Annotated in this window: 23 protein-coding genes; 14 read left to right on the top strand and 9 right to left on the bottom strand. The window is 59.6% G+C overall.

What is annotated here, in order from left to right; all coding sequences use genetic code 11:
* Positions 1-142: 142 nt before the first annotated feature.
* Positions 143-2,038: an FTR1 family protein gene (locus ACA043_RS28385; RefSeq protein WP_497658304.1), complete on the top strand. Its 1,896-nt coding sequence runs from the start codon at positions 143-145 to the stop codon at positions 2,036-2,038.
* Between the two features lie 109 nt (positions 2,039-2,147).
* On the top strand, positions 2,148-2,603 hold the full coding sequence (locus tag ACA043_RS28380) for a YaiI/YqxD family protein (RefSeq protein ID WP_497658303.1): 456 nt from the start codon (positions 2,148-2,150) through the stop codon (positions 2,601-2,603).
* Positions 2,604-2,757: 154 nt separating this feature from the next.
* Here the strand turns inward: ACA043_RS28380 and elbB are convergent, their stop codons facing one another.
* A complete protein-coding gene (gene elbB / locus ACA043_RS28375) occupies positions 2,758-3,426 on the bottom strand; it encodes an isoprenoid biosynthesis glyoxalase ElbB (RefSeq protein WP_187678227.1) in 669 nt (222 codons plus the stop codon).
* A 115-nt stretch (positions 3,427-3,541) separates the two neighbouring features.
* Here elbB and ACA043_RS28370 point away from each other — a divergent pair, with 115 nt between their 5' ends.
* The gene (locus tag ACA043_RS28370; protein ID WP_497658302.1) at positions 3,542-4,777 is read left to right on the top strand and encodes a sterol desaturase family protein; all 1,236 of its coding nucleotides are present in this window, start codon (positions 3,542-3,544) and stop codon (positions 4,775-4,777) included.
* On the opposite strand, the gene ACA043_RS28365 is transcribed toward ACA043_RS28370, so the two are convergent.
* On the bottom strand, positions 4,758-5,408 hold the full coding sequence (locus ACA043_RS28365) for a DedA family protein (RefSeq protein ID WP_497658301.1): 651 nt from the start codon (positions 5,406-5,408) through the stop codon (positions 4,758-4,760). The two genes, ACA043_RS28370 and ACA043_RS28365, sit on opposite strands and share 20 nt — an antisense overlap.
* A gap of 207 nt (positions 5,409-5,615) precedes the next feature.
* Here ACA043_RS28365 and hemB point away from each other — a divergent pair, with 207 nt between their 5' ends.
* Both hemB and ppk1 read left to right on the top strand, forming a co-directional pair.
* Positions 5,616-6,629 (top strand): porphobilinogen synthase, encoded by a 1,014-nt coding sequence (gene hemB, locus ACA043_RS28360; protein WP_497658300.1) that lies wholly within the window; start codon positions 5,616-5,618, stop codon positions 6,627-6,629.
* 18 nt (positions 6,630-6,647) lie between these two features.
* Entirely contained in the window at positions 6,648-8,873 is a 2,226-nt protein-coding gene (gene ppk1, locus ACA043_RS28355; RefSeq protein WP_187678223.1) for a polyphosphate kinase 1, read from the top strand.
* A gap of 45 nt (positions 8,874-8,918) precedes the next feature.
* On the opposite strand, the gene ACA043_RS28350 is transcribed toward ppk1, so the two are convergent.
* The 6 genes from ACA043_RS28350 to ACA043_RS28325 all read right to left on the bottom strand — a co-directional run bounded on the left by ACA043_RS28350 (position 8,919) and on the right by ACA043_RS28325 (position 14,845).
* A protein-coding gene (locus ACA043_RS28350) for an IS3 family transposase (RefSeq protein ID WP_123367138.1) occupies positions 8,919-10,141 on the bottom strand; the annotation gives its coding sequence in 2 pieces (ribosomal slippage) (positions 8,919-9,790 and positions 9,790-10,141; 1,224 coding nt in all).
* Between the two features lie 226 nt (positions 10,142-10,367).
* Positions 10,368-11,870, bottom strand: coding sequence for an exopolyphosphatase (gene ppx, locus ACA043_RS28345; protein ID WP_489880589.1), 1,503 nt, complete (start codon positions 11,868-11,870; stop codon positions 10,368-10,370).
* 128 nt (positions 11,871-11,998) lie between these two features.
* Positions 11,999-12,736: an amino acid ABC transporter ATP-binding protein gene (locus tag ACA043_RS28340; RefSeq protein WP_489880590.1), complete on the bottom strand. Its 738-nt coding sequence runs from the start codon at positions 12,734-12,736 to the stop codon at positions 11,999-12,001.
* Complete coding sequence (locus tag ACA043_RS28335) at positions 12,723-13,373, bottom strand: amino acid ABC transporter permease (protein ID WP_187678220.1); 651 nt, start codon at positions 13,371-13,373, stop codon at positions 12,723-12,725. The genes ACA043_RS28340 and ACA043_RS28335 overlap by 14 nt, the downstream gene beginning before the upstream one ends.
* On the bottom strand, positions 13,370-14,038 hold the full coding sequence (locus tag ACA043_RS28330; RefSeq protein ID WP_187678219.1) for an amino acid ABC transporter permease: 669 nt from the start codon (positions 14,036-14,038) through the stop codon (positions 13,370-13,372). The genes ACA043_RS28335 and ACA043_RS28330 overlap by 4 nt, the downstream gene beginning before the upstream one ends.
* 21 nt (positions 14,039-14,059) lie before the next feature.
* On the bottom strand, positions 14,060-14,845 hold the full coding sequence (locus ACA043_RS28325; RefSeq protein WP_083353795.1) for a transporter substrate-binding domain-containing protein: 786 nt from the start codon (positions 14,843-14,845) through the stop codon (positions 14,060-14,062).
* 256 nt (positions 14,846-15,101) lie between these two features.
* On the opposite strand from ACA043_RS28325, the gene ACA043_RS28320 reads away from it, so the two are divergent.
* From ACA043_RS28320 to ACA043_RS28290, 7 genes are all read left to right on the top strand, one after another.
* Entirely contained in the window at positions 15,102-15,809 is a 708-nt protein-coding gene (locus ACA043_RS28320) for a FadR/GntR family transcriptional regulator (protein WP_497658299.1), read from the top strand.
* Between the two features lie 120 nt (positions 15,810-15,929).
* Positions 15,930-16,259 (top strand): thioredoxin TrxA, encoded by a 330-nt coding sequence (gene trxA / locus ACA043_RS28315; RefSeq protein WP_003206727.1) that lies wholly within the window; start codon positions 15,930-15,932, stop codon positions 16,257-16,259.
* A gap of 250 nt (positions 16,260-16,509) precedes the next feature.
* The gene (rho, locus tag ACA043_RS28310; RefSeq protein ID WP_042561678.1) at positions 16,510-17,769 is read left to right on the top strand and encodes a transcription termination factor Rho; all 1,260 of its coding nucleotides are present in this window, start codon (positions 16,510-16,512) and stop codon (positions 17,767-17,769) included.
* A 141-nt stretch (positions 17,770-17,910) separates the two neighbouring features.
* On the top strand, positions 17,911-19,872 hold the full coding sequence (locus tag ACA043_RS28305; RefSeq protein ID WP_497658298.1) for an acyltransferase family protein: 1,962 nt from the start codon (positions 17,911-17,913) through the stop codon (positions 19,870-19,872).
* A gap of 80 nt (positions 19,873-19,952) precedes the next feature.
* Positions 19,953-21,419, top strand: coding sequence for a 4-hydroxy-3-polyprenylbenzoate decarboxylase (gene ubiD, locus ACA043_RS28300; protein ID WP_187678215.1), 1,467 nt, complete (start codon positions 19,953-19,955; stop codon positions 21,417-21,419).
* Positions 21,419-22,387, top strand: a complete 969-nt coding sequence (locus ACA043_RS28295; protein ID WP_497658297.1) for a CDP-6-deoxy-delta-3,4-glucoseen reductase — start codon at positions 21,419-21,421, stop codon at positions 22,385-22,387. Before ubiD ends, ACA043_RS28295 begins: the two co-directional genes overlap by 1 nt.
* Positions 22,388-22,596: 209 nt before the next feature.
* Positions 22,597-23,265, top strand: coding sequence for a gamma-glutamylcyclotransferase (locus ACA043_RS28290; RefSeq protein ID WP_187678213.1), 669 nt, complete (start codon positions 22,597-22,599; stop codon positions 23,263-23,265).
* Here the strand turns inward: ACA043_RS28290 and glpT are convergent.
* Positions 23,241-24,590 carry a glycerol-3-phosphate transporter gene (glpT, locus tag ACA043_RS28285; RefSeq protein WP_187678212.1) on the bottom strand — a complete coding sequence of 450 codons (1,350 nt, stop codon included), beginning with the start codon at positions 24,588-24,590 and terminating at the stop codon, positions 23,241-23,243. The two genes, ACA043_RS28290 and glpT, sit on opposite strands and share 25 nt — an antisense overlap.
* A 226-nt stretch (positions 24,591-24,816) precedes the next feature.
* Between glpT and ACA043_RS28280 the strand changes: the two genes are divergently transcribed.
* Positions 24,817-25,446 (top strand): flagellar basal body-associated protein FliL, encoded by a 630-nt coding sequence (locus ACA043_RS28280; RefSeq protein WP_497658296.1) that lies wholly within the window; start codon positions 24,817-24,819, stop codon positions 25,444-25,446.
* A gap of 179 nt (positions 25,447-25,625) precedes the next feature.
* Positions 25,626-26,240: an energy transducer TonB gene (locus tag ACA043_RS28275; protein ID WP_497658295.1), complete on the top strand. Its 615-nt coding sequence runs from the start codon at positions 25,626-25,628 to the stop codon at positions 26,238-26,240.
* The last annotated feature ends 41 nt before the right edge of the window (positions 26,241-26,281 follow it).

Below are 26,281 nucleotides of genomic sequence, written 5' to 3'. Positions count from 1 at the left end.
TCGTCGAGTTCATGCACGCACATTACCGGACAAAAGCTGCACCGTTACGCTGAAAAAAACGACCGCCGCGCTGACAAAGCTTGAGGGAATCTCATTGGAAGTGAACAATGTGTTACTTCGTATTACCAATTGAGATTCGTTCATGACTGCGCCGTCCCGTTTTCTGGCCTGGCTGTTGTTCCCGTTGTGCGCCCTGAGTTGCTCAAACCTGTTGGCCGATACGGTGGAAGGCGCGCCGCAAGCGCTGCACATGCTCGATTACATCAGTGCCGACTATCCGCCGACGGTGGAAGCGGGCAAGGTCGTCGACGACTCCGAATACCGCGAGCAACTGGAGTTCATTCAGGTGTTGCAGGGGCTGATCGCGGATTTGCCAGCGAAACCGGAAAAGGCCGGGCTGGAGCAAGGTGTGATTGCCTTGCGCGCGGCGGTCACCGCTCGGCAGGACGGCGCGGAAGTTGCCCGTCAGGCGCGGCAACTGGGGGCGAAACTGGCCGTGGCCTATGAAGTCAGCCAGGCGCCGGTCATCACGCCCGATCCGGCGCGGGCCGCGCCACTCTTCGCCCAGCACTGCTCGGTGTGCCACGGTGAAACCGGCGCGGGCGATGGCCCGGCCGGTGTCGGCCTGACACCGCCCCCGGCCAACCTGCGCGACGCCGCCCGTCTGGATCACCTGAGCCTCTACGCGATCTACAGCACCCTCGGTCAAGGCGTCGAAGGCACCGATATGCCGTCGTTTGCCGATCAACTGGATGATCGCCAGCGCTGGGACATGGCGACATACGTCGCCGGGCTCAGCGCCGATGCCTCGGCAGCCAAATCCGAGCAGGCCTACAACATCGCCGATCTGGCCCGCCAGACCCCGGCCGAAGTCCAGGCCGCTGAAGGCCCGCAAGCCGCCGCCACGTTCCGCGCCCAGCGTGCGCAGCCGCCGCAGGTCAAGCGTGGCCCGGCGCAGTTGCTCGACTACACCGCTGCAACGCTGGACAAGAGCCTCGCGGCTTACCGCGCTGGCGACCACGATCAGGCTTACGACCTGTCGGTGGCGGCGTATCTGGAAGGCTTCGAACTGGTCGAGAGTTCGCTGGATAACGTCGACGCGAATGTGCGCAAGGACACTGAAAAATCCCTGATGGCTTATCGGCAGTCGTTGCAGGACGGGTTACCGGTGGCCCAGGCCGAACAGCGTCTGGACGCGGCCAAGGCCAAACTCAAGGAATCCGCCGGTCTGCTCGGCAGCGATGGTTTGAGCTGGTCGCTGAGCTTTATCTCCGGTCTGCTGATTTTGCTGCGCGAAGGCCTGGAAGCGATTCTGGTGCTGGCGGCGATCCTCGCGTTCCTGCGCAACACCGGTCAGCAATCGGCGGTGCGTAGCGTTAACGTTGGTTGGGGCCTGGCGTTGCTGGCCGGCCTGGGGACTTGGGCGCTGGCGGCGTATGTGATCGATGTCAGCGGCTCGCAGCGTGAATTGCTTGAAGGCGCCACGGCGCTGTTCGCCAGTGTGATGGTGTTGTGGCTCGGTGTGTGGATGCACGACCGCCGTCACGCAGCAGCCTGGCAGGATTACATCAAGAGCAGTCTGGTCGGCGGTGGCGGGCGTTTTGGCTTCGCGATCCTGGCGTTCTTCTCGGTGTATCGCGAGCTGTTCGAAGTGATCCTGTTCTACGAAACCCTGTGGTTGCAGGCCGGTCCTGCCGGACACAACGCGGTACTGGCAGGCGGTGCGACGGCGCTGGTGCTGCTGGTCGGTCTGGCCTGGGTGATCCTGCGCGGTTCGGCAAAACTGCCGCTGACGCTGTTCTTCAGCATCAACGCCGCGCTGCTGTGTGCGCTGTCGGTGGTGTTTGCCGGGCATGGCGTGAAGGCGTTGCAGGAAGCGGGGATTTTCGGCACGCGGCCGGTGGCGTTCTTCGATTTCGACTGGCTGGGGATTCATGCCGATGCCTATTCGCTGACGGCCCAGGCAGTGGCGATTGTGGCGATCATCGTGCTGTATAGCCGTAGTCGGCTGGCTGAGAAGAAGCGAGTCGCCGCCTAACGGCATTCGCAGCGCTCACATTCGTGGGCAAGCCACGCTCCCACAGGTTTAGCGTTAACCTTGTGGGAGCGGGCTTGCCCGCGATGCTTTTTGAATTGAGGAAAACAACATGCGTGTATGGATCGATGCCGACGCCTGTCCACGGGCGGCGAAGGATCTGGTGGTGAAGTTCGCGCTCAAGCGCCAGTTCGAAGTGGTGCTGGTGGCGGGGCAGCCGCAGACCAAACCTGGGCTGGCCATCGTCAAGTTGATCGTGGTGCCCAGCGGCCCGGATGCGGCGGACGATTATCTGGTCGAGCAAGCCGTGCCCGGTGAGCTGGTGATCTGCAGCGATATTCCGCTGGCCGATCGGTTGGTGAAAAAGGGCGTGGCGGCGCTTGATCCGCGAGGCAAAGAGTTCGATGCGCAGAACATGGGCGAGCGCCTGGCCGTGCGTAATCTGTTCACCGACCTGCGTGAACAAGGCCAGATGAGCGGCGGCCCGGCGCCGTTTGGCGAGCGCGAGAAGCAGGCGTTTGCCAATGCGCTGGACCGAATCCTCACCCGTCTTTCACGCCAATCCTGATTCATCCGAATATCTGTGGCGAGGGGATTTATCCCCGATGGGCTGCGCAGCAGCCCCTTGCATCTTGAAGAGCGGGGCCTGCTGCGCTGGCCGTCGGGGCGGTGCGACGTTTCGCTAAATCCCCTCACCACAAAATCTCTTCAGCATGATCGGATCAGGCGTCGTTCTCGTGAGTCAGCTCAAGGACGCGGTCGACCAGTTTGTTAATCCCCGAAGCCGCTTCACTGATGTTCTGAGCCAGCATATAAGCCGGGGTCGTCACCAGTTTGCGTGCCTTGTCTTCGATGATGTCGGTCACTGCGCACTCTTCGTGGGTGGCGCCCATCTTGTTCATTGCGGTGGCGGTGTCGGCATCGTTGCCGATGGTGCAGGTCACGCCCGGGCCGTAGATCTTTGCCGCGAGTGCCGGCGAGATGCAGATCAGCCCCACTGGTTTGCCTGCTTCGGCAAACGCTTCGGCCAGGGCCAGAACGTCTGGCTGCACGGTGCAGCCGGCACCTTCTATGGCGAAGTTCGACAGGTTCTTCGCCGCCCCAAAGCCACCCGGCACGATCAGCGCATCGAAGTCGTCGACGTCGGCCTCACGAATGTCCTTGATGTTGCCCCGGGCGATGCGCGCCGACTCCACCAGCACGTTGCGCGACTCGGGCATTTCTTCGCCGGTCAGGTGATTGATTACATGCAATTGCGCAATGTTCGGGGCGAAGCACTGTACCTGCGCGCCGCGTTGATCAAGGCGTAGCAGGGTGATGACGCTTTCCTGGATTTCTGCTCCGTCGTAAACGCCACTGCCGGACAGGATCACTGCAACTTTTTTGCTCATGGGTTTCTCTCCAGTTTCATGGCGCTAAATGTCCACTAATTTGTCGCGCGTTGCCATAGGGTATATTCGCGCTCAGGCCTACGATCTGCTGCATGGAATTGGCTCGGAACACGTCATGAACTTCATTCTGTATGCGGTGCCGTTTTTCTTCGTTTTGATTGTGGTGGAGCTGATCGCCGACCGTTGGCGCGGGGTCAGCCACTATCGCCTGGCCGATGCGGTGAACAGCATCAGCACCGGTGTGCTGTCGACCACTACCGGGCTGCTGACCAAAGGCGTCGGCCTTGTGACCTATGCCTTTGCCCTGGAACATCTGGCGTTGCTCAGGCTGCCGGCGCAGAGCCTCTGGGTCTGGGTGTTCGCTTTCATCCTCTATGACTTCTGCTATTACTGGCTGCACCGCATGGGCCATGAACGCAACATCCTCTGGGCGGCGCATTCGGTGCATCACCAGAGCGAGGAGTACAACCTCTCGACGGCGTTGCGCCAGACCAGCACCGGATTTCTGCTGAGCTGGATCTTCTACCTGCCGATGGCCGTACTTGGCGTGCCGCTGCTGGTGTTCGTCAGCGTTGCGGCGCTGAATCTGCTCTATCAGTTTTGGGTGCACACCCAGCACATTCCCAAGCTTGGCTGGTTCGAATGGTTTTTCGTCACGCCATCCAATCATCGGGCTCACCATGCACAGAACGCTCTCTACATGGATCGCAACTACGGCGGGGTGTTCATTATTTGGGATCGACTGTTTGGCTCGTTCCAGGAAGAGGACGACAACGAACCGGTGATTTTCGGCGTGACCACGCCATTGGCGAGCTGGAATCCGTTGTGGGCCAACCTGCAGTTTTATGCGCAGTTGTGGGATGACGCGCGGCGCACGGAGAGCATGTGGGACAAGCTGCGGATCTGGTTTATGCGCACCGGTTGGCGTCCGGCGGATGTGGCGGCGAAGTACCCGCTGAACAAGCCGGACCTGACCCGGTTTCGCAAATTCGACATACCGCTCGAGAGCCGCCAGCAGTGGTACGTGGCGGCGCAATTCTGCGTCTATATCGCGCTGGGCAGTTACCTGATGAATCTGGAAACCACTCTGCCGAGCGCCGCGCTGGTGCTCGGTTGGGGGGCGGTGGCGTTCGGTCTGTTTGCGTTGGGCGTGGCCCTGGAGAATCGCCCGTGGGGGCTGAAGGTCGAGCTGTTGCGGTTGGCGTCGAATCTGCCGCTGGTGTGGCTGGCGCCGCTGGTCGGGCTGTGGCCGGCCAGCCCGGTGGCCTGGGCTGGCTTGCTCGGTTACAGCCTGCTCAGTGGCATCGGGCTGTATGGCGTTCGCCAGCGAATTACTCGTTTGGCGTCTTAGGGTCGGCGACTTTGGCCAGCTCGATCTGATGCAACTGCGCGGCTTTCGCTGCTTGCTCGTCGGCGTAGACCTGCTTCGCCAAACGGGCATTCTTGAAGCGGCGGCGCAGCCACAGGCCAACACCCAGCACCAGCAACGCGCCGAGTACCCACAGCTCGTATTTCTTGATGCTGCCGAGCATGCCTTCGAGCACAGCGCCGAAATGGTAAGCGGCAGCGGCCAGGGCGGTGGCCCAGATCGCTGCGCCGATACCGTTCAGCAGCAGGTAACGTCCCGGCGGATAACCCGACAAGCCGATCGCCACGGGCATCACCGTGCGCAACCCATAAACGAAGCGGAAACTCAGAACCCAGATGTCCGGATGCTTGCGGATGTGCTCCAGTGCCCGGTCGCCCATCAATTGCCAGCGCGGTTTGCGCGCAAGCAATTTGCGCCCGTGCTTGCGCCCCAGGAAGTACCACAACTGATCACCGGCATAACTGCCGAAGAACGCCACGACCACGACCAGGTTGATATCCATGTATCCGCGAAACGCGAGGAAACCCGCGAGCACCAGGATGGTTTCGCCTTCGAAGAACGTGCCGAGAAAAAGGGCAAAGTAGCCGAAGTCATGCAGAAATTGTTGGAGCATTGTCTGGGTGCTGGCGAAATGAACGCGCAGCCTAACCCTTCAAACACATTCAGGAAAGTGTCCAAATGTGTCTCGACGTGAACATTTCCTACACAGACAATGGAATGCGGCTACATGTCACGGGGCACGCACAACTGTAATCTGTTCGTCATAATGGCCGTCTATAACTGTCACGCTCGCCCGTTTGCGCGGGCTCAGGAGTCTGCCGTGAGCTTTACCCCTGCCAACCGTTTGTTCCCCGCCACCCGCCTGCGTCGCAATCGCCGTGATGATTTTTCGCGTCGGCTGGTGCGGGAAAATGTACTGACGGTCGACGACCTGATCCTGCCCGTCTTCGTGCTCGACGGTGAAAACCGCCGCGAAGCCGTGGCTTCGATGCCGGGTGTAGAGCGCTTGACCATCGATTTGCTGCTTGAAGAAGCCGCCAAGTGGGTCGAACTGGGGATTCCGGCGCTGGCATTGTTCCCGGTCACGCCTGCAGAACTCAAATCCCTCGACGCCGCCGAAGCCTGGAATCCCGAAGGCATCGCCCAGCGCGCCACTCGCGCCCTGCGTGATCGCTTCCCGGAACTGGGCGTGATCACCGACGTCGCGCTCGACCCGTTCACCACCCACGGTCAGGACGGCATTCTCGACGAAGCAGGCTACGTACAGAACGACATCACCGTCGATGCGCTCCTGCGCCAGGCGCTGTCCCACGCCGAGGCCGGCGCTCAGGTCGTTGCCCCGTCGGACATGATGGACGGGCGCATTCAGGCGATCCGCGAAGCGCTGGAAATCGCCGGCCACGTCAACGTGCGGATCATGGCCTACTCGGCCAAGTACGCCAGCGCCTATTACGGGCCTTTCCGCGATGCCGTGGGTTCGGCCTCGAACCTTGGCAAGGCGAACAAGGCTTCTTATCAGATGGACCCGGCCAACAGCGACGAAGCGCTGCACGAAGTCGGCGCGGACTTGTCTGAAGGCGCGGACATGGTCATGGTCAAGCCGGGCATGCCGTACCTGGACATTCTTTTCCGGGTAAAAGATGCCTTCAAGGTGCCGACCTTCGTCTATCAGGTTAGCGGCGAATACGCCATGCACATGGCGGCGATCCAGAATGGCTGGTTGAGCGAGGCGGTGATTCTCGAATCACTGACCGCCTTTAAACGTGCCGGTGCTGATGGCATCCTGACTTATTTTGCTGTCCGCGCCGCTCAATTGTTACGAGAGCAGAAATAGCCCTCCCAGGAACATTCAATGAATACCGAAGGACTCACTGAAGTTGCAGTAAAAGAAGCTCAGCCGGTGGTGGAACAAATCACCGAAACCCCGCCGGAGCTGGAGCCAGCGCCACCCGCGCCGGTCACCGAACCCGCTGCGGCGGTGCCGGCGATTGCGATTCCAGGCCTGGATGACAGCAGCCTGTACATCCACCGTGAGCTCTCGCAACTGCAGTTCAACATCCGCGTGCTGGAACAGGCGCTGGACGAGTCCTATCCGTTGCTGGAGCGGCTGAAGTTCCTGCTGATCTTCTCCAGCAACCTCGACGAATTCTTCGAAATCCGTGTTGCCGGCCTGAAAAAGCAAATCACCTTTGCCCGTGAACAGGCCGGTGCCGATGGCCTGCAACCGCATCAAGCCCTGGCGCGGATCAGCGAACTGGTTCACGGTCACGTTGATCGCCAGTACGCGATCCTCAACGACATCCTGCTGCCAGAGCTGGAAAAGCATCAGGTGCGCTTCATCCGTCGCCGCAACTGGACGACCAAGCTCAAGACCTGGGTTCGTCGTTATTTCCGCGACGAGATCGCGCCGATCATCACCCCGATCGGCCTCGACCCCACGCACCCGTTCCCGTTGCTGGTGAACAAGAGCCTGAACTTCATCGTTGAACTCGAAGGTATCGACGCCTTCGGTCGCGACTCCGGTCTGGCGATCATCCCGGCACCGCGCCTGCTGCCGCGAATCATCAAGGTGCCGGAAGAAGTCGGCGGCGCTGGCGACAACTATGTGTTCCTGTCGTCGATGATCCACGCCCACGCCGATGACCTGTTCCAAGGCATGAAGGTCAAGGGCTGCTACCAGTTCCGTCTGACCCGAAACGCCGACCTGGCGCTCGATTCCGAAGACGTCGAAGACTTGGCCCGCGCTCTGCGTGGCGAGTTGTTCTCGCGTCGCTACGGTGATGCGGTGCGTCTGGAAGTCGCCGACACCTGCCCGAAACACCTCTCGGACTATCTGCTCAAGCAGTTCAACCTGAGCGAGACCGAGCTGTATCAGGTCAACGGCCCGGTCAACCTGACGCGACTGTTCAGCATCACCGGCCTGGACAGCCATCCGGAGCTGCAATACACGCCGTTCACCCCGCAGATCCCGAAACTGCTGCAAAACAGCGAGAACATTTTCAGCGTGGTGAGCAAGCAGGATATTTTGCTGCTGCACCCGTTCGAGTCGTTCACCCCGGTGGTCGATCTGCTGCGTCAAGCCGCGAAAGACCCGCATGTTCTGGCCGTGCGCCAGACGCTGTATCGCTCCGGCGCCAACTCGGAAATCGTCGATGCGCTGGTGGATGCCGCGCGTAACGGCAAGGAAGTGACGGCGGTCATCGAGCTGCGGGCGCGCTTCGACGAAGAGTCCAACCTGCAACTGGCCAGCCGTCTGCAAGCGGCCGGGGCAGTGGTGATCTACGGCGTGGTCGGCTTCAAGACCCACGCCAAGATGATGCTTATTCTGCGTCGCGAACAGGGCGAGATCGTGCGTTACGCGCACCTCGGCACCGGTAACTACCACGCCGGCAACGCCAAGCTCTACACCGACTACAGCCTGCTGACCTCCGATGACGCCTTGTGCGAAGACGTCGGCAAACTGTTCAGTCAGTTGATCGGCATGGGCAAGACGCTGCGCATGAAGAAGCTGTTGCATGCGCCGTTCACTTTGAAGAAGGGCATGCTCGACATGATTGCCCGCGAGACCCAGTTCGCCGTCGAAGGCAAACCGGCGCACATCATCGCCAAGTTCAACTCGCTGACCGATCCGAAGATCATCCGCGCGCTGTACAAGGCCAGCCAATCCGGCGTGCGTATCGATCTGGTGGTGCGTGGCATGTGCTGCCTGCGGCCGGGCATTGCCGGGGTTTCGCACAACATTCATGTGCGCTCGATCATTGGTCGCTTCCTGGAACACACCCGAGTGTTCTATTTCCTCAACGGCGGCGAGGAGCAGATGTTCCTCTCCAGCGCCGACTGGATGGAGCGCAACCTCGACAAGCGCGTCGAGACTTGCTTCCCGGTGGAAGGCAAGAAGCTGCTGACCCGGGTGAAGAAAGAGCTGGAGCTGTACCTGACCGACAACACCCACAGCTGGAGCCTGCAATCGGATGGCCGTTACATCCGTAACACACCAACCGGTAATCAGAACCCGCGCAGTGCGCAGGCGACGTTGCTGGAGCGGTTGGGTAGCCCGATTTTGCCGGTGAGCAGCTGACCTTCAGCTGTCTAGTCCTGAAATAGGTTTACACCTGTTTCAGCCTCAAAACGCCCGATGCACCGCATCGGGCGTTTTGTATTTCAGCGACAGATGAGGCCGCTCGTTGTTATAGATCTGCACCGACTCGTCCACCATCCGGATGGCCTCTGCAAAATCTTTGGGGCGATGCAGCAATAACTCGTTTTTCAAAATCCCGTTCACACGCTCAGCCAACGCATTTTGGTAGCAGTCGTAGCCATCGGTCATTGAGCAGGTGATGCCGTATTTGGCATGCAGCCGCTGATAAAGCTCGGAGCAGTATTGGACGCCTCTATCCGAGTGATGCACCAGGCGTTGCTCCGTTGTCCGCTGCCTGAGGGCTTTGTTGAACGCCTGGATCACCGATTCGGTGTGCAAGCTTTCATGGACATGGTGCCCCACGATTTTTCGAGAGTACGCATCGGTGATCAAACTCAGATAAGCCACACCCGTTTGCGTCGGTAAGTAGGTGATGTCCGCAACCCATACTTGCTCTGGCGCCTTGGCGACTACCTGAATCGGTCCATCTTTGAGCAGGTTTGGATGCCGGCGAAAGCGATGATGGCTGTCTGTCGTTTTGTGATACGCCCGTCTGCGGGGAACCAGTTCGCGCCGATCTCGCAAGATATCGAATAAACGGTCTCGACCAACCTTTACGGACACTTCTGGCTCAGTGCGCATTAGATTGTGAAGTTTTCGGGTGCCAAGGCGCGGCTGCCTAAGTCGCTTTTCCCTCACGAATCCCATCACTTCCTGGGCATGACGGGCCCGGGCATCACACGCCCGGTTGCGCTTGTAATAAGCCTGACGGGAAATCCCCATGAACTGGCAAGCCCTACTGATGCTCAGGCCTTGGATCTGCCCTTGGGAGAGGACTTGCCGGATCGCTTTTTTACGACAGAAACACCGAAGTCGTTCTTCAAAACGTCAACGACGGCCTCGAAAAACTGAGCTTTCTGGTTGGCTTGGGCAAGCTTTTCTTCAAGCTCTTTGATTCGCTGTTCGGGTGTCAGGGGTTTATCGGGCTCATCCATGGAACGGGGTCTCTTGGAGCGAATGGACGCGCCTTGACTCCAGTCCTGCCGACCATGCCTGCGTAACCAGTTCAGTACGGTCGTTTTACCCTGAATGCCATAGCGCTCTTGAGCCTCTTTATAACTCAACTCGCCTTTTTCGACCTGATCGACGACCGACAATTTAAAGGTCAGCGTGTAATCACGCTGACTGCGCCTTTCTCCCGTATTCATTACTCCCTCCTGAGAATGGGTCAGAAGGTGTAAACCTTATTCAGGACGGGACAAGCCCAATAAAAAAGGCGATCCCATGGGATCGCCTTTTTTGTACCTGCATGCAGTCATTCGTGGTGAGGGGATTTATCCCCGATGGGGCGCGAAGCGGCCCCGGTCTTTTTCGCCAAGAATGCTGGGACTGCTCCGCAGCCCATCGGGGATAAATCCCCTCGCCACAGGGTGATCAGTGGACGGTGAGGGCGATGCCAACCCGCGTCAGCCAATCGGCTTCGAGGCCGAAATCCGCTTGAGTCAGCTGATTCTCATCCAGCCAATTCTCGGGGAACTCCACATCAAGGTTGTCGCCCTTGGCATGCAGCACCACTTGCGGCATCGCCTGGGTGCCGCGGATGTGGTGGAACAGGATCGCAAAGCGCAGCAGTACGCACAGGCGGATCAGCTTGTCGCCGTCTTCGCCAAAATCGGCGAATTTGTCCTTGGGAATATTGCGGCGATGGCCGCGCACCAGCAGGGCGAGCATTTGCTGGTCTTCGCGTGAGAAGCCGGCCAGATCCGAGTGCTCGATCAGGTAGGCGCCGTGCTTGTGGTAGTGATAGTGGGCGATGTCGAGGCCGACTTCGTGCACTTTCGCCGCCCAGCCCAGCAGTTCGCGCCAGATACCGTCATCCAGTTCCCAATCCACGGCCACCTGATCGAAGGCGTGCAGGGCTTTGCGTTCAACCCGCGCCGCTTGTTCCAGGTCGACGTGGTAGCGCTCCATCAGCGAGGTCAGGGTGCGTTCGCGCACGTCTTCATGGTGATGGCGACCCAGCAGGTCGTAGAGCACGCCTTCTCGCAGGGCGCCTTCGCAGTGATCCATGCGTTGCAGTTCGAGCGCGTCGAAAATGGCTTCGAGAATCGCCAGGCCGGCCGGGAAAATCGCCCGACGGTCGGGCTTGATGCCGTCGAAGTCGATTTTGTCGACGTCGCCGAGCTTGAACAGTCGCCGCTTGAGCCACGCAAGGCCTTCAGCATTCACTTCACCTGTGCCATGCCCGCCGGCCTTCAGCGCCAGACCGATGGCGCGGATGGTGCCCGAGGAGCCGATGGCTTCATCCCAGGTCAGGCGATGCAGGGCGTGTTCGATGCTCATGATCTCCAGCCGCGCCGCCGTGTACGCCTGAGCATAACGGGCCGGGGTGATCTTGCCGTCCTTGAAGTAGCGCTGGGTGAAGCTGACGCAGCCCATTTGCAGGCTTTCGCGCAGCAGTGGTTCGAAGCGCTGACCGATGATGAACTCGGTACTGCCGCCGCCGATGTCGGCGACCAGACGTTTGCCCGGGGTGTCGGCGAGGGTATGCGAAACGCCGAGATAAATTAGGCGCGCTTCTTCACGGCCGGAGATGACTTCCACCGGATGGCCGAGGATTTCTTCGGCGCGGTGAATGAATTCGAGGCGGTTGCGCGCTTCGCGCAGGGCGTTGGTGCCGACGATGCGCACGGCGCCCAGCGGCATACCGTTGATCAGTTGGGCAAAACGCTTGAGGCAATCGAGGCCACGTTGCATCGATTCTTCGTTGAGCTTGCGCTCATCGTCGATGCCGGCGGCCAGTTGAACCTTCTCGCCGAGGCGCTCGAGAATACGGATCTCGCCGTTCTGGGCCTTGGCCACGACCATGTGAAAGCTGTTCGAGCCCAGGTCGATTGCGGCGATCAGGGACAGATTCTTGGCTTGGGATTGCGGCATGGTCAGGGGGTCTCGGTCGATAACCCCGCCATCGTGCCACGATCAAACGCTGGCGCCAACGCGCAGAGCTCAAAGCCTTGATCCAGAGCACCCGGGCTGCATTCCCACGCGGAGCGTGGGAATGATCGTTAACCGGCGGCTTCAACGGTCCCAATAAAATTCGCCAGCTCCGCCGTCTGCGGATTGGCAAACAACACCTTCGGGTCCCCCACCTCATGCACCTTGCCGTGATGCATGAACACCAACTTATCCCCCACCTCGCGGGCAAAACGCATTTCGTGGGTGACCATGATCAGCGTCATGCCCTCCCTGGCCAATTGACGAACCACGCTGAGAACCTCGTTGACCAGCTCCGGGTCCAGCGCCGAGGTGATCTCGTCGCACAGCAGCACCTTCGGCGACATCGCCAAAGCCCGGGCAATCGCCACCCGTTGCTGCTGCCCGCCGGACAGCCGATCCGGAAAGGCATCAAACTTCTCGCCCAGCCCCACACGCTCAAGCATCTTGCGCGCCAGCTCCGCCGCCTTGGCTTTCGGTACTTTTTGCACCACTTGCGGCGCGAGCATCACGTTTTCGCCCACGGTCAGGTGCGGGAACAGGTTGAACTGCTGGAACACCATGCCGACCTTCTGCCGCAAGCTGCGCAAGTCTGCGCGTGCGGCGTCGAGGTATTCGCCGTCGACTTCGATCACCCCGTCGTTGATCGACTCCAGACCATTGAGGGTACGCAGCAGGGTCGATTTGCCCGAGCCGCTGCGGCCGATGATCGCCACCACCTGGCCTTCCTCGACGCTGAGGTCGATGCCTTTGAGTACGTGGTGATCGCCGTAGTATTTATGCAGGGCGGAAATTCTAAGCAGAGGCATGCAGTCTCCTTTCCAGGTAGCGCGCACTGAGGGACAAGGGGTAGCAGAGCAGGAAGTAGCCGAGGGCGACGAGGCCATAGACCATGAACGGTTCAAACGTGGCGTTGGCGAGCATGCCGCCGGTCTTGGTCAGCTCGGTGAAGCCGATGATAGAGGTCACAGCGGTGCCTTTGACCACTTGCACCGAGAAGCCCACGGTCGGCGCCACGGCGATGCGCAGGGCCTGTGGCAGGATCACGTAGCGCAATTGCTCCAGCGGATTGAGCGCCAGACTCGACGAAGCTTCCCACTGACCGTTGGGAATCGCCTCGACGCAGCCGCGCCAGATCTCTGCCAGATAAGCGCTGGTAAACAACGTCAGCGCAATCGCTGCCGCCATCCACGGCGAGATTTCGATCCCGGCCAGCGCCACGCCGAAGAACACCAGAAACAGTTGCATCAGCAGCGGCGTACCCTGGAACAGCTCGATCCAGGTGCGCGCGATGCTGCTCGGCAGGGCGTTTTTCGAGATGCGCATGATCAGGATCAGCAGCCCGACCAGCCCTCCGCCGATAAACGCCACCAGCGACAATGCCAGTGTCCATTGCAGGCCGATCAGCAGGTTGCGCAGGATGTCCCAGAACGTGAAGTCGCTCATTGGCTGCTCCTGGAGATGTAGCGGCGACCGAGCCAGTTGAGCAGTTGGCGGATCAGTAGCGCCATGCACAGGTAGATCAGTGTGGTCAGCGCATAGGTTTCAAAGGCGCGGAAGTTGCGCGACTGAATGAAGTTGGCAGCAAAGCTCAACTCTTCGGTGGCGATCTGCGAGCACACCGCCGAGCCGAGCATGACGATGATGATCTGGCTGCTCAGGGCCGGCCAGACCTTGCCCAGCGCCGGCAGCAGCACCACGTGGCGGAACGCCTCGAAGCGACTCATTGCCAGCGCTGCTGCGGCTTCCAGTTGTCCTTTGGGAATCGCCTGGATGCCGGCGCGGATGATCTCGGTCGAATACGCGCCGAGGTTGATCACCATCGCCAGCACCGCCGCCTGCCACTCGGAAATCTGCACGCCGAGCGACGGCAGACCGAAGAAGATAAAGAACAATTGCACCAGAAACGGCGTGTTGCGGATCAACTCGACGTAGACGCCGAAGATCGCCGAGAACGGGCGAATGTTCCACGCCCGCACCAGCGCCCCGACGATGCCCACGCCCACCCCGAGCACCGCACCGATGGCCGTCAGCTCAAGGGTGAACAGCGCCCCGCGCAACAGCAGGTCGGTGTTCTGCACCACTGGCATGAAATCGAACTGATAAGCCATGAAGGTCTCCTGCGCAGTCGATCAGAGATCGGCCGGCAGCGGCTCTTTCAGCCAGGTCTGTGAGTTCTTTTCCAGCGCGCCGTCAGCCTTGGCGGTGGTCAGGATGTCGTTGACCTTGGCCAGCAGCGCCGCTTCGTTCTTGTTCACGCCGACGTAGACCGGCGAGTCCTTGAGCTTCACTTTCAGGGCCGGCACACGCTTCGGGTTCTTCTCGCTGATCGCAACCATGACCACGTTGCCGCTGGCGATCAGATCGACTTGGCCGGCGAGGTAGGCGGCGATGGTCGAGTTGTTGTCTTCGAAGCGCTTGATGGTCACGCCTTCGGGGGCGACTTTGCTCAATTCGATGTCTTCGATGGCGCCACGGGTGACGCTGATGGTTTTGCCCTTGAGGTCGTCGAGGCTGGTGATCGCAGCGTCTGGTGGACCGAACACGGCGAGGTAGAACGGTGCGTAGGCGCGGGAGAAATCGATTACTTTCTCGCGCTCAGGGTTCTTGCCGAGGCTGGAAATCACCAGGTCGACCTTGCCGGTGGTCAGAAACGGAATACGGTTGGTGCTGTTGACCGGGGTCAGTTCGAGTTTGACCTTCAATTGATCGGCCAACAGTTTTGCCGTGTCGATGTCCAGGCCGCGGGGTTTCATGTCCGGACCGACCGAACCGAACGGCGGGAAGTCCTGAGGCACGGCGACTTTCAACGTGCCGCGTTTGACCACGTCGTCCAGACCGTCGGCGTGGGCGGGGGCTTGGCACAACAGCAGGCCGGCAAACAGGGAAGCGAGGAGGGCGCTGTAACGCTGGGTCATGGACAATCTCCGGATCGGCGGGAAGTGATTTCTGCGATCGGACAGAGCATGGGCCGTGCCAATACGTGGGTTTTGCCTCGGCAGGCCGCGGTTTCAGCGGTTTTGTTCGGTCTTACTGGTCTGAACAGTCAGGTTGTTTTTCGCACTGCGATGGCGCATCGGCCGAAATCGCCGAACCCCGCTGGGGCACGACTTGCCGGACTCGGCGAATAGCTTTACAACTAGCCGCACATTGGCCTGGTGCGTCTGAAAAACCATGAACTCGATCTCCCGCGCGGTACCCGAAGTGGCACTGCAAGCGATCCGCAAACTGATCACCGAACAAGGTTTCGGCGCGGGCGATGCCTTGCCGTCGCAACGGGATCTGGCGTTGCAGTTGGGCGTCAGTCGGGCTTCGTTGCGTGAGGCGTTGTCGTCGTTGAGTGCGCTCGGCGTGGTAAGCATTCAGCCGGGCAAGGGTGTTTTCGTGCAGTCGCCCGTGGAATTGTCGCGCGGTGAGAGCGCGCCGGGCTGGTCGTTCGCAGCGCAGGCGTCGCCGCTGGATATCTTTCAATTGCGCTACGCGCTGGAGGGCTTTGCGGCGGGGCTGGCGGCAGTAACGTTGAGCACGTTTGATCTGGATGCGCTGGAAGACAACGTCGCGGCCATGCTCGAGCAACTGAAGGCCGGCGACTTCGAGGCGGCGGCGAAGCTGGATTTCGAATTCCACCGGCGAATCCTGCTGGCCAGCGGCAATCAGGCGATGCTCAGCATCCTTACCGCCAGCGCGGAAATCTTTCTGGAAAGCCAGAAACTACCGTTCATCCGCGCCGAGCGCGCCATGGAAACCTGGCAGGAACACCGCAAGATCCTTCGTGCTTTGGCCCGTCGAGCCTCCGGTGCCGCGCAAAAAGCCATGCAGGAACACGTGCGCAACGCTGCGTTGCGCACCGGAATCGCCTTCATCGCCCCCGCCACGGCGTGACTTGAGCTATACCCAAACTCATAGGGCACCATAGCAAGACTCAATCATCTGCGGCTTCCTGAACGGGGGAAGGGCGGATATGATGGGCCACGTTTTTTTGCTTACAACCTGGAGAATTCCATGAGCAGCGATCTTATCAAACACGTTAGCGACGCTAGTTTCGAAGCCGACGTACTCAAGGCCGAAGGCGCTGTACTGGTCGACTACTGGGCTGAATGGTGCGGCCCTTGCAAAATGATCGCTCCGGTTCTGGACGAGATTGCCGAGACTTACAAAGGCAAGCTGACCGTTGCCAAACTGAACATCGACGAGAACCAGGAAACCCCGGCCAAGCACGGCGTGCGTGGTATCCCTACTCTGATGCTGTTCAAGAACGGCAACGTTGAAGCGACCAAAGTCGGCGCCCTGTCGAAGTCGCAACTGGCTGCTTTCCTCGACGCCAACATCTAAGCGTCGCAGTAAAGTGCCTGAAAAAAAGCCCCGCAACCAGCGGGGCTTTTTGCGTATTCAGGGCTAGACGCTCCGAAATTCAGGTGGTACATTCGGCCCCGCACTGGTTTCTCCATTGCCCCCTGCTAGCCGTCGCCGACGCACTCCTTTTCGAATTAGTTCGCGATCCTGTCGCCTTCTCTGCGGCGCGGCCTCATTAAGCCAAAAGCTTAATTTCCCCCCCCTCCATAAATGATTACGTCATTCCTATATGAATCTGACTGAACTCAAGCAAAAGCCGATTACCGAACTGCTCGAATTGGCCGAACAGATGGGCATAGAAAATATGGCCCGTTCGCGCAAGCAGGACGTGATTTTCTCCCTGCTGAAAAAGCACGCTAAAAGCGGCGAGGAAATCTCCGGTGATGGCGTGCTGGAGATTCTCCAGGACGGCTTCGGCTTCCTGCGCTCCGCTGACGCTTCCTACCTGGCCGGCCCGGACGATATCTACGTCTCGCCAAGCCAGATCCGCCGTTTCAACTTGCGCACCGGTGACACCATCGTTGGCAAGATTCGCCCTCCGAAGGAAGGCGAGCGGTATTTCGCCCTGCTCAAGGTCGACACGATCAACTTCGATCGTCCCGAGAACGCGAAAAACAAGATTCTCTTCGAGAACCTGACCCCGCTGTTCCCGACCGTGCGCATGAAGATGGAAGCCGGCAACGGTTCCACCGAAGACTTGACCGGTCGTGTGATCGACCTGTGCGCCCCGATCGGCAAAGGCCAGCGTGGTCTGATCGTTGCACCGCCGAAAGCCGGTAAAACGATCATGCTGCAGAACATCGCAGCGAACATCGCCCGTAACAATCCTGAAGTTCACCTGATCGTTCTGCTGATCGACGAACGTCCGGAAGAAGTGACCGAAATGCAGCGCACCGTGCGCGGCGAAGTGGTTGCCTCGACCTTCGACGAGCCGCCGACCCGTCACGTACAGGTTGCCGAAATGGTGATCGAGAAGGCCAAACGCCTGGTCGAACACAAGAAAGACGTGGTGATCCTGCTCGACTCCATCACTCGTCTGGCCCGTGCCTACAACACTGTGATCCCGAGCTCCGGCAAGGTACTGACCGGTGGTGTCGATGCTCACGCCCTGGAGAAACCAAAGCGTTTCTTCGGTGCTGCGCGAAACATCGAAGAAGGCGGCTCGCTGACCATCATCGCCACCGCGCTGGTTGAAACCGGCTCGAAGATGGACGAAGTGATCTACGAAGAGTTCAAGGGTACCGGCAACATGGAGCTGCCTCTGGATCGCAAGATCGCCGAGAAGCGTGTGTTCCCTGCGATCAACATCAACCGTTCCGGCACCCGCCGCGAAGAGTTGCTGACCGCCGATGACGAACTGCAGCGCATGTGGATCCTGCGCAAGCTGCTGCACCCGATGGACGAAGTGGCGGCCATCGAGTTCCTGATCGACAAGCTGAAGACGACCAAGACCAACGATGAGTTCTTCTTGTCGATGAAGCGCAAGTAATACGAAAGCTGTTTAAAAAGAGCGCTCCCGAAAGGGGGCGTTTTTTTTTGCGCCGGATTATTTGTATCTGGCTTGAAATGGACGCTGCTGATAACTTTCGCGCTTTCAGGGACTTTGTATCCAAAAGAAGAAAGGTTTTTCATGCATACGTTTGGCAATCGCCGTGATATCGACGGATTACGGGCATTGGCGGTTATTCCCGTCGTACTGTTTCATTTCGGCTTCAATACATTCAGTGGCGGTTTTGTCGGGGTTGACGTCTTTTTCGTCATTTCCGGCTTCCTGATCACCACTATCCTGTTCCGTGAAATCAGTGCGCAGCGTTTCAGCTTCCTTGATTTTTGGGGGCGCCGCGCCCGTCGCATCCTGCCCGCCTTGACCGTGGTGGTCGTGGTAACGCTGGCGCTGGGTTGGCTGTTGCTGACGGCCAAAGACCTTTCCGAGCTGGGGCGCACGATTCGTTACCAGTCGTTGTTCATCTCCAACATCCTGTTCATGCGTGAAGATGGCTACTTTGCGCCGGCGTCCGAGCTCAAACCGCTGCTGCATACTTGGTCGCTGGCGGTGGAAGAGCAGTACTACATCTTCTTCCCGCTGATGATGGTGTTGCTGATGCGCTATGTCCGGCATTGGCGCTGGATGTTGTTCGCCGTGCTACTGGTGTCGTTCGGCCTGAACATCGTCTACATCGAGCGTCGGCCCGAGTTTGCGTTTTTCTCATTGCCTACCCGCGCCTGGGAGTTGCTGTGCGGCGCCATGCTGGCGGTGGTGCCTGCGCCGAAGCAGGCACCACGCGCATGGCTTCGGCAGTCTGTCGGCCTAGCCGGATTGGCTGCGGTGCTGGTGGCGATCTTCACCTTTGACCGTTCCACGGTGTTTCCGGGCTGGGCAGCATTACTGCCGGTATTGGGCACGACGGCGCTGATCTGGTCGGGCGCGCAGGGCGCGACATGGACTAGCCGGCTGTTGAGTATGCAAGTCCTGGTGTGGATCGGCCTGCTGTCCTATTCGCTTTATCTCTGGCATTGGCCGGTCTATGTGTATGCCAATGCGATCTCGATCGACGGCATCCAGCCGCTTGAGGCGCTGGGCTGGATGGCCCTGGCGCTGGGCCTGGCATGGCTGAGCCTGCGCTATATCGAACTGCCGTTTCGGGAAAAGCGAGTATTCGCCAGCCGTAACTCGGTATTGGTCGGTGGTTTGGTGTCGATCACCGTTCTGGCGATCACCGGTTCGGCGATTCGCTCGGCAGACGGTGTTCCACAGCGTCTGAGCGGCAAGGCGCTGGAATACGCGCAATCCCGGGAATGGAACGCCGGGCAGTCGAAATGCATGCACTTGAGCACAGACAAGGCGCTGACCAAGTCATGTCTGGTGGGCGGCGATCCGGAGAGTGGGGCGACAAAGTTGTTCTGGGGCGACAGCCACGCCGCCGCATTGTTGCCGGCCATCGAAGGCAACACCGGTCGTAATGTCCAGCCGGCGTGGTTGTACAGCTTGACGGGTTGCCCGCCGATTATCGATGACAAGCTGCGCCAGCAGTGCAAAGACTTCAATAAGCGCAACATGGAGCGCGTCATCAGTCTGGGGATCAAGGACGTGGTGCTGGCAGCGAACTGGAGCCTGTACGTTTATGGTCGTGAAGACGGCGACGGCGACCTGCAGTTCCTGCTTGATCGCAAAGACAATCCACGCCAGGCAGAGCAGCGCATGGCCGCCGCCATCAAGGCGCAAGTGGCTGAGCTGCGTGAAGCCGGTGTGCAAGTCTGGCTGTTCAAGGAAGTGCCGCTGCAACACAAGAGCTTCATCGACCGCCTGACCAGCCTGGCGCGTATCGGCCGTTCGGCAGAAGGTCTCGGTCGCCCGCTCAACGAACACTTGGCTCGCCAGCAGTTTTTCACTTCGCTGTTTGGCTCGATGAGCGCCGCCGATCACGGCATTCATGTCATCGATCCGACGCCGCTGATGTGCAAGGACGGCTTGTGCGCCATCGATGTCGACGGCCACTCACAGTACAAGGATGCGGATCATCTTTCGGACGTGGGCAGCGCCCGACTGAGCCCGTTGTTTGCGCCGTTGCTGTTGGGTGCTAGTCAAAATTGAGCGATGCCAGGCTCTGACGGGCTGCTGTTTGCCCGTCAGAGCAGGTAGGATGTACGCCTATTTTGAGGGTGCCATCGTCAATGAAATTCAAGGATCTTCGGGATTTCGTGCAGCAACTTGAGCAGCGCGGAGAGTTGAAACGCATCCAGATTCCCGTCTCGCCGGTGCTGGAGATGACTGAGGTGTGCGACCGCACGCTGCGGGCCAAGGGCCCGGCGCTGCTGTTCGAGAAGCCGACGGGCTACGACATTCCGGTGCTCGGCAACCTGTTCGGCACCCCCGAGCGGGTGGCCATGGGCATGGGCGCCGAGTCGGTCAGCGAACTGCGCGAAATTGGCAAGCTGCTGGCATTCCTCAAGGAGCCGGAGCCGCCGAAGGGCTTGAAAGACGCGTGGTCGAAACTGCCGATCTTCCGCAAGATCATCTCGATGGCGCCGAAAGTCGTCAAAGACGCGGTGTGCCAGGAAGTGGTCATCGAAGGCGACGACGTCGATCTGGCCATGCTGCCGGTGCAGACCTGCTGGCCCGGCGACGTCGGCCCGCTGATCACCTGGGGCCTGACCGTCACCAAAGGTCCGAACAAAGAGCGGCAGAACCTCGGCATTTACCGTCAGCAAGTGATCGGCCGCAACAAGGTGATCATGCGCTGGCTCAGCCACCGAGGTGGCGCGCTGGATTACCGCGAGTGGTGCGAGAAGCACCCGGGCCAGCCGTTCCCGGTGTCCGTGGCCCTTGGCGCCGATCCGGCGACCATCCTTGGCGCTGTGACGCCTGTGCCGGACAGCCTTTCTGAATACGCTTTCGCCGGTCTCTTGCGCGGCAACCGCACCGAACTGGTCAAGTGCCGTGGCAATGACCTGCAAGTGCCGGCCACTGCCGAGATCATCCTCGAAGGCGTGATCCACCCGGGCGAAATGGCCGATGAAGGCCCTTACGGCGATCACACCGGTTACTACAACGAAGTTGACAGCTTCCCGGTGTTTACCGTCGAGCGCATTACCCACCGGATCAAGCCGATCTACCACAGCACCTACACCGGCCGTCCGCCGGATGAGCCGGCGATATTGGGCGTGGCGCTGAACGAAGTGTTCGTGCCGATTCTGCAGAAGCAGTTCCCGGAAATCACCGACTTCTACCTGCCGCCGGAAGGCTGCTCGTATCGCATGGCCATCGTGACCATGAAAAAGTCTTATCCGGGGCATGCGAAGCGCGTGATGCTGGGTGTCTGGTCGTTTTTGCGACAGTTCATGTACACCAAGTTCGTTATTGTCTGTGACGACGATATCAACGCTCGGGACTGGAACGATGTGATCTGGGCCATCACCACGCGCATGGACCCCAAGCGCGACACGGTGATGATCGATAACACGCCGATCGACTACCTCGACTTCGCCTCGCCGATTTCCGGCCTGGGTTCGAAAATGGGCCTGGATGCCACCCACAAGTGGCCGGGCGAAACCACTCGCGAGTGGGGCCGCGTGATCGTCAAGGACGACGCCGTCACCCAACGGATCGATGCCATCTGGAATCAGTTAGGAATAGATTGATGCGTGTAACCCTGCAGCCCTCCGGAGCGGTGCTTGAGATACAGCCCGGTGAGCGAATTCTCGATGGTGCACGGCGCCTGGGCTACGACTGCCCGCAAAGCTGTCGCAACGGCAATTGCCATGTGTGTGCGGCGCTGCTGGTGGAAGGCCGGGTCGAACAGGCGGGCAAGGTGCATGACCATGGCGAGTTCTACACTTGCATAGCCGAGCCGCTGGAAGACTGCATCCTGCTGTGGGATGGCGTGCTCGCTTTGGGAGAACTGCCGGTGCACAGCCTGTCGTGTCAGGTCATCGAATGCCGGGACGTGGGTGGCGACACCTGGCGTGTGCGCCTGCGAGCCCCGGCCGGTAAACCGCCGCGCTATCACGCCGGGCAGTATTTGATGATCGAGCGCGAGAGCGGCGAGAAGTCGGCGTTCTCCATGGCCTCGGCCCCGCACGGTGGACGTGACCTGGAAATCCACGTGCTGGCGCGCGAAGCCAGTGCGCTGAGCCTGATCGAGCAGCTGCAACGCAACGCGATGGTGCGCGTCGAGCTGCCGTTCGGCGATACCCACCTTGCCGAATTGCCCGACGGGCCACTGGTGCTGATTGCCGCCGGCACCGGCATGGGCCAGATTCACAGCCTGATCGAGCATTGCCGCGCTGCGGGCTTCAAACACCCGGTGCATCTGTATTGGGGTGTGCGCCGTCCGGAAGACTTCTATGACATCGAACATTGGGACGAGTGGCTGAAGCTACCCAATCTGTTCCTGCACAAAGTCGTCAGCGACCAATGCGGCTGGGAAGGGCGTTGCGGGATGCTGCACGAGGCGGTCTGCGACGACTTCCCGGATCTCAAACCTCTGCACGTCTACGCCAGCGGCTCGCCGGCCATGGTCTACGGCACGCTGGACGCGCTGGTGGAAGCGGGGATGGATGCTCATCAAATGCGCGCCGACGTGTTCGCCTACGCACCTCGCTCTTGAGCCGCGTGGCTGATTCTTTATAACTCCCTATATAGCCGATCGGTATTTATGCAATGGCGTAAATACCGGTAGGTTATATATCCATCAGGCAATTAATTAAGAACTGTGCCATGGCACTTAAATTGCCTTAAAACATATGTGCCTTATTGTTACAGCGGTGCGTTCTATTAAGTAATTCTTTACCCGCGGGGAGCTGAACGCTATTCGCCATGAGCGCCATTGAAAACGCTTTTCTGAATTTGAATTACCCTCCGCGGCTCGATCTTGGGCCGCAGCTGACGCACGAACAACTTCTCGCCTCGATGCAATCGACAATGGCGCGCCATAAGGGCGGGCCGGTGTGGCTGTTCGCCTACGGTTCGCTGATCTGGCGCCCGGAGTGCTCAGCGGTGGAGCGAGTACGTGGACGCGTGCATGGCTACCATCGCGGTTTGTACCTGTGGTCGCACGAGCACCGGGGTACGCCGGAAATGCCGGGGCTGGTGTTTGGTCTGGATCGTGGCGGTTCGTGCAGCGGCTTCGCCTACCGGTTGCCGGAAGACAATCTCGATAGCGCGCTGTATGCCCTGTGGAAACGCGAGATGCCGGTGCCGTCGTACCGGCCGCACTGGCTCAACTGCCGGCTCGAAGATGGCACTCAGGTGCAGGCGTTGGGATTTGTTTTGGAGCGACACCTGCCCAGCTATGCCGGCAACTTGCCGGATCATGTGCTGAGCCAGGTGTTCGAAAGCGCGAGAGGGCGTTACGGCACCACTCGCGATTATGTCGAGCAGACCGCCCACGCCCTGCGCAGCCACGCCATGCCAGACCGGAATCTGGAGGCGCGGCTCAAGCGCTGTCAGTCACAAGCCGATCAGGCGACGGCTTCGCGGCTCTGACTGGCGACTTGCTTGTGCCATAGCGTCGGGGCAAGGAAGGCCATCGCCAACAGGCAAGCGCCTACCAGCAGGACGAAACCGCCGTCCCAGCCGAAATGGTCGACGGTGTAGCCCATGGCTGCGCTGGCCGCCACCGAACCACCTAAGTAACCAAACAAACCGGTGAAGCCCGCAGCGGTGCCGGCGGCTTTTTTCGGTGCCAGTTCCAGCGCTTGCAGGCCGATCAGCATCACCGGGCCGTAGATCAGGAAGCCGATCGAGAACAGCGCGATCATGTCGACGGTCGGGTTGCCGGCCGGGTTCAGCCAGTAAACCAGCGTCGCGACAGTCACCAGCGCCATGAACACCATGCCGGTCAGGCCACGGTTGCCACGGAAGATCTTGTCCGACATCCAGCCGCACAGCAGCGTGCCCGGAATACCTGCCCACTCGTAGAAGAAATAGGCCCACGAGGTTTTATCCACGGTGAAACCCTTGGCTTCCTTGAGGTAGGTCGGCGCCCAGTCCAGCACGCCGTAGCGCAGCAGGTAGACGAAGACGTTGGCCATGGCGATGTACCAGAGCATTTTGTTGCGCAGCACGTATTTGACGAAGATTTCCTTGGCGCTGAATTCGTCTTCGTGGCTGGCGTCGTAGCCTTCCGGATAGTCGTTTTTGTACTTCTCGATCGGCGGCAGGCCGACCGATTGCGGGGTGTCGCGCATGGTGATGAAGGCAAACACCGCCACGCCCAGCGCCACGGCTGCCGGTACGTAGAATGCCGCGTGCCAGTCGTTGAACAGGCCCATGCCGAGCAAAAACAGCGGGCCGATCAGGCCGCCGCCGACGTTATGCGCCACGTTCCACACCGAGACCACGCCGCCACGTTCCTTCTGCGACCACCAGTGCACCATGGTGCGTCCGCTCGGCGGCCAGCCCATGCCTTGGGCCCAGCCGTTGATGAACAGCAGGATGAACATCATGGTCACGCTGGACGTCGCCCAAGGCGCGAAACCGAAAACGAACATCACCCCGGCCGATACCAACAGGCCGAACGGCAGGAAGTAACGCGGGTTGGAACGGTCGGAGACCAGGCCCATGAGGAATTTCGACAAGCCATACGCGATGGCAATGGCCGACATCGCCAGCCCCAAATCACCGCGGCTGTAGCCTTCGTCGATCAGGTACGGCATGGCCAGGGAGAAGTTTTTGCGCAGCAGGTAATAACCCGCGTAGCCAATGAAAATGCCGGCGAAGATCTGCCAACGCAGGCGTCGGTACGTGCTGTCTATTTTTTCTTCAGGCAATGGAGCCTGATGTGCGGCAGGACGAAAGAAAGCAAACATTCAAGAGCTCCAGATTTCTTGTTTTGACTGCGGATGCGAATGTTACAGTTTCGTTACCGAAAATAGCACCGGTTCGCATCGACCAAACAGCGGAAAATGTTGGAACTCGCATGTTCCTTTACGAACCTGTCGCTCAGCTGTAAGAACGGGGCGTTTTTGAAGCGGTCGACGATGGCTGTCATAGACTCGTGATCAGTCACTCCGACTGAGTCAACCGAGATAAATAATGGACTTGAAGGTTCGCATGTTGCTGCCGCGATTGTTGGTGGCAGTAGCCCTTACCGTTTCTGTTCTGGCATTGAGTTTCGCGCAAGGTTCTGCTGCACCGGGGCTGCGCAATGTCACGGTGCTGATCGTCCGGCATGCGGAAAAACCCGATGTCGGCAGGGAGCTCAATGCCCGCGGTGAACAGCGCGCCGCCGCCTATGCTGACTACTTCAATCCGCTGAAACTGGCTGGCGAGGCACTCACGCCCCAGCGCCTCATTGCTACCGCCGACAGCCCGGAAAGCATCCGCCCTCGTCAGACGCTGATCCCTCTGTCAAAACGTCTGCAATTGCCGATCGAACAGCCATTTGCCAATAGCAAGGTCGATAAGCTGGTGAGTCTGTTGCGCGAGAGCAATCAGGCCAAAACAGTGCTGATTGCCTGGCACCATGGGCACATCAACAAACTCATCGCAGCTTTCGGCGGTGATGGCCCGGCACTGATCGGCCAAGCGAAATGGCCAGTGGATACCTATGACTGGCTCATCGTGCTGCGCTTCGATGACAAGGGACAACTGATGCAGTCCCGCAGTCAGAAGATTCAGGAACACCTGCTGCCGGGGGATGTTGGCTCCACCAGCGGAGGCTAAATGTCCGTCAGAAAAATTACCTGCTAACGGCCGCGAGGCGTTTTTACCCGTTTTACCGTATGGGTTTAGGAAATGTCCTGCGCATAAAGGCGAAGCAGCGCCATTCAGTTAAAAACCATTGCTCCGTAACCTTTGAGCTGTTGCCTGGAAGGGCATTTCAGTAGTGAAGGGGCGGGATCATGCGATGGATTTTTGCTTTGTGTTTGTTGGTGGTTGCCGGTTTTGCGCAGGCTTCAGAGGTGTTGTTGATACCCGAAAACAATCCCGTACCGATTTATCCAAAAGCACTGTCTAGGGCGGGCGTTACGGGTGAGGTGAAGGTCCGTTTCATCGTCAGGGCGGATGGCTCGGTCAACGAGATCGCCATTGTGCAAAGTGATCACCCCGATATGGCCGAAGCGGTCAGGGTCGCGGTAGCACAGTGGCGTTTCAAGCCTTGGGTGGTTGATGCGGGCAAGCCCGCTGAAAAGGCACTCCTCGCACCGATGGTTTTCCGGCTTGATCTGAACCAGCCGATTCATGTCAACCAGCAGCTGAAAGCGCTGAGATGCCGTGCGATTAACGAAAACCTTGCAAACATTGACGAGTATTCGTGGATCGATTCGCCGGTGTTTGCGCAGACTCGCGCTTATCTTTCGAATGTATTCCACAAGAAACAACTACCGGATGAGCAGCGCCTGGCGATGATCGCCAAGATGAACAAACGCGTGCCCGCGATTGTGCGGGGCTGTCGGGACAGTCCGACACGTAAATACATGAGCCTGTTGCCGGTGGAAATTCGGGAGTTGCTTTGATCTCGGGTCTGCGCATCTAAAGAGAGGCCAGAACTACCGCG

It is taken from the genome of Pseudomonas sp. LBUM1648 (assembly GCF_059716145.1).
The sequence above is the reverse complement of the archived record's forward strand: the minus strand, read 5'-3'. Positions and strand labels throughout refer to the sequence as shown.

Bases quoted from the DNA above. Each gene is read 5' to 3' on its own strand.
- ACA043_RS28385 (WP_497658304.1), top strand. From the start codon at position 143: ATGACTGCGCCGTCCCGTTTTCTGGCCTGGCTGTTGTTCCCGTTGTGC.
- ACA043_RS28380 (WP_497658303.1), top strand. From the start codon at position 2,148: ATGCGTGTATGGATCGATGCCGACGCCTGTCCACGGGCGGCGAAGGAT.
- elbB (WP_187678227.1), bottom strand. From the start codon at position 3,426: ATGAGCAAAAAAGTTGCAGTGATCCTGTCCGGCAGTGGCGTTTACGAC.
- ACA043_RS28370 (WP_497658302.1), top strand. From the start codon at position 3,542: ATGAACTTCATTCTGTATGCGGTGCCGTTTTTCTTCGTTTTGATTGTG.
- ACA043_RS28365 (WP_497658301.1), bottom strand. From the start codon at position 5,408: ATGCTCCAACAATTTCTGCATGACTTCGGCTACTTTGCCCTTTTTCTC.
- ppk1 (WP_187678223.1), top strand. From the start codon at position 6,648: ATGAATACCGAAGGACTCACTGAAGTTGCAGTAAAAGAAGCTCAGCCG.
- ppx (WP_489880589.1), bottom strand. From the start codon at position 11,870: ATGCCGCAATCCCAAGCCAAGAATCTGTCCCTGATCGCCGCAATCGAC.
- ACA043_RS28340 (WP_489880590.1), bottom strand. From the start codon at position 12,736: ATGCCTCTGCTTAGAATTTCCGCCCTGCATAAATACTACGGCGATCAC.
- ACA043_RS28335 (WP_187678220.1), bottom strand. From the start codon at position 13,373: ATGAGCGACTTCACGTTCTGGGACATCCTGCGCAACCTGCTGATCGGC.
- ACA043_RS28330 (WP_187678219.1), bottom strand. From the start codon at position 14,038: ATGGCTTATCAGTTCGATTTCATGCCAGTGGTGCAGAACACCGACCTG.
- ACA043_RS28325 (WP_083353795.1), bottom strand. From the start codon at position 14,845: ATGACCCAGCGTTACAGCGCCCTCCTCGCTTCCCTGTTTGCCGGCCTG.
- ACA043_RS28320 (WP_497658299.1), top strand. From the start codon at position 15,102: ATGAACTCGATCTCCCGCGCGGTACCCGAAGTGGCACTGCAAGCGATC.
- trxA (WP_003206727.1), top strand. From the start codon at position 15,930: ATGAGCAGCGATCTTATCAAACACGTTAGCGACGCTAGTTTCGAAGCC.
- rho (WP_042561678.1), top strand. From the start codon at position 16,510: ATGAATCTGACTGAACTCAAGCAAAAGCCGATTACCGAACTGCTCGAA.
- ACA043_RS28305 (WP_497658298.1), top strand. From the start codon at position 17,911: ATGCATACGTTTGGCAATCGCCGTGATATCGACGGATTACGGGCATTG.
- ubiD (WP_187678215.1), top strand. From the start codon at position 19,953: ATGAAATTCAAGGATCTTCGGGATTTCGTGCAGCAACTTGAGCAGCGC.
- ACA043_RS28295 (WP_497658297.1), top strand. From the start codon at position 21,419: ATGCGTGTAACCCTGCAGCCCTCCGGAGCGGTGCTTGAGATACAGCCC.
- ACA043_RS28290 (WP_187678213.1), top strand. From the start codon at position 22,597: ATGAGCGCCATTGAAAACGCTTTTCTGAATTTGAATTACCCTCCGCGG.
- glpT (WP_187678212.1), bottom strand. From the start codon at position 24,590: ATGTTTGCTTTCTTTCGTCCTGCCGCACATCAGGCTCCATTGCCTGAA.
- ACA043_RS28280 (WP_497658296.1), top strand. From the start codon at position 24,817: ATGGACTTGAAGGTTCGCATGTTGCTGCCGCGATTGTTGGTGGCAGTA.
- ACA043_RS28275 (WP_497658295.1), top strand. From the start codon at position 25,626: ATGCGATGGATTTTTGCTTTGTGTTTGTTGGTGGTTGCCGGTTTTGCG.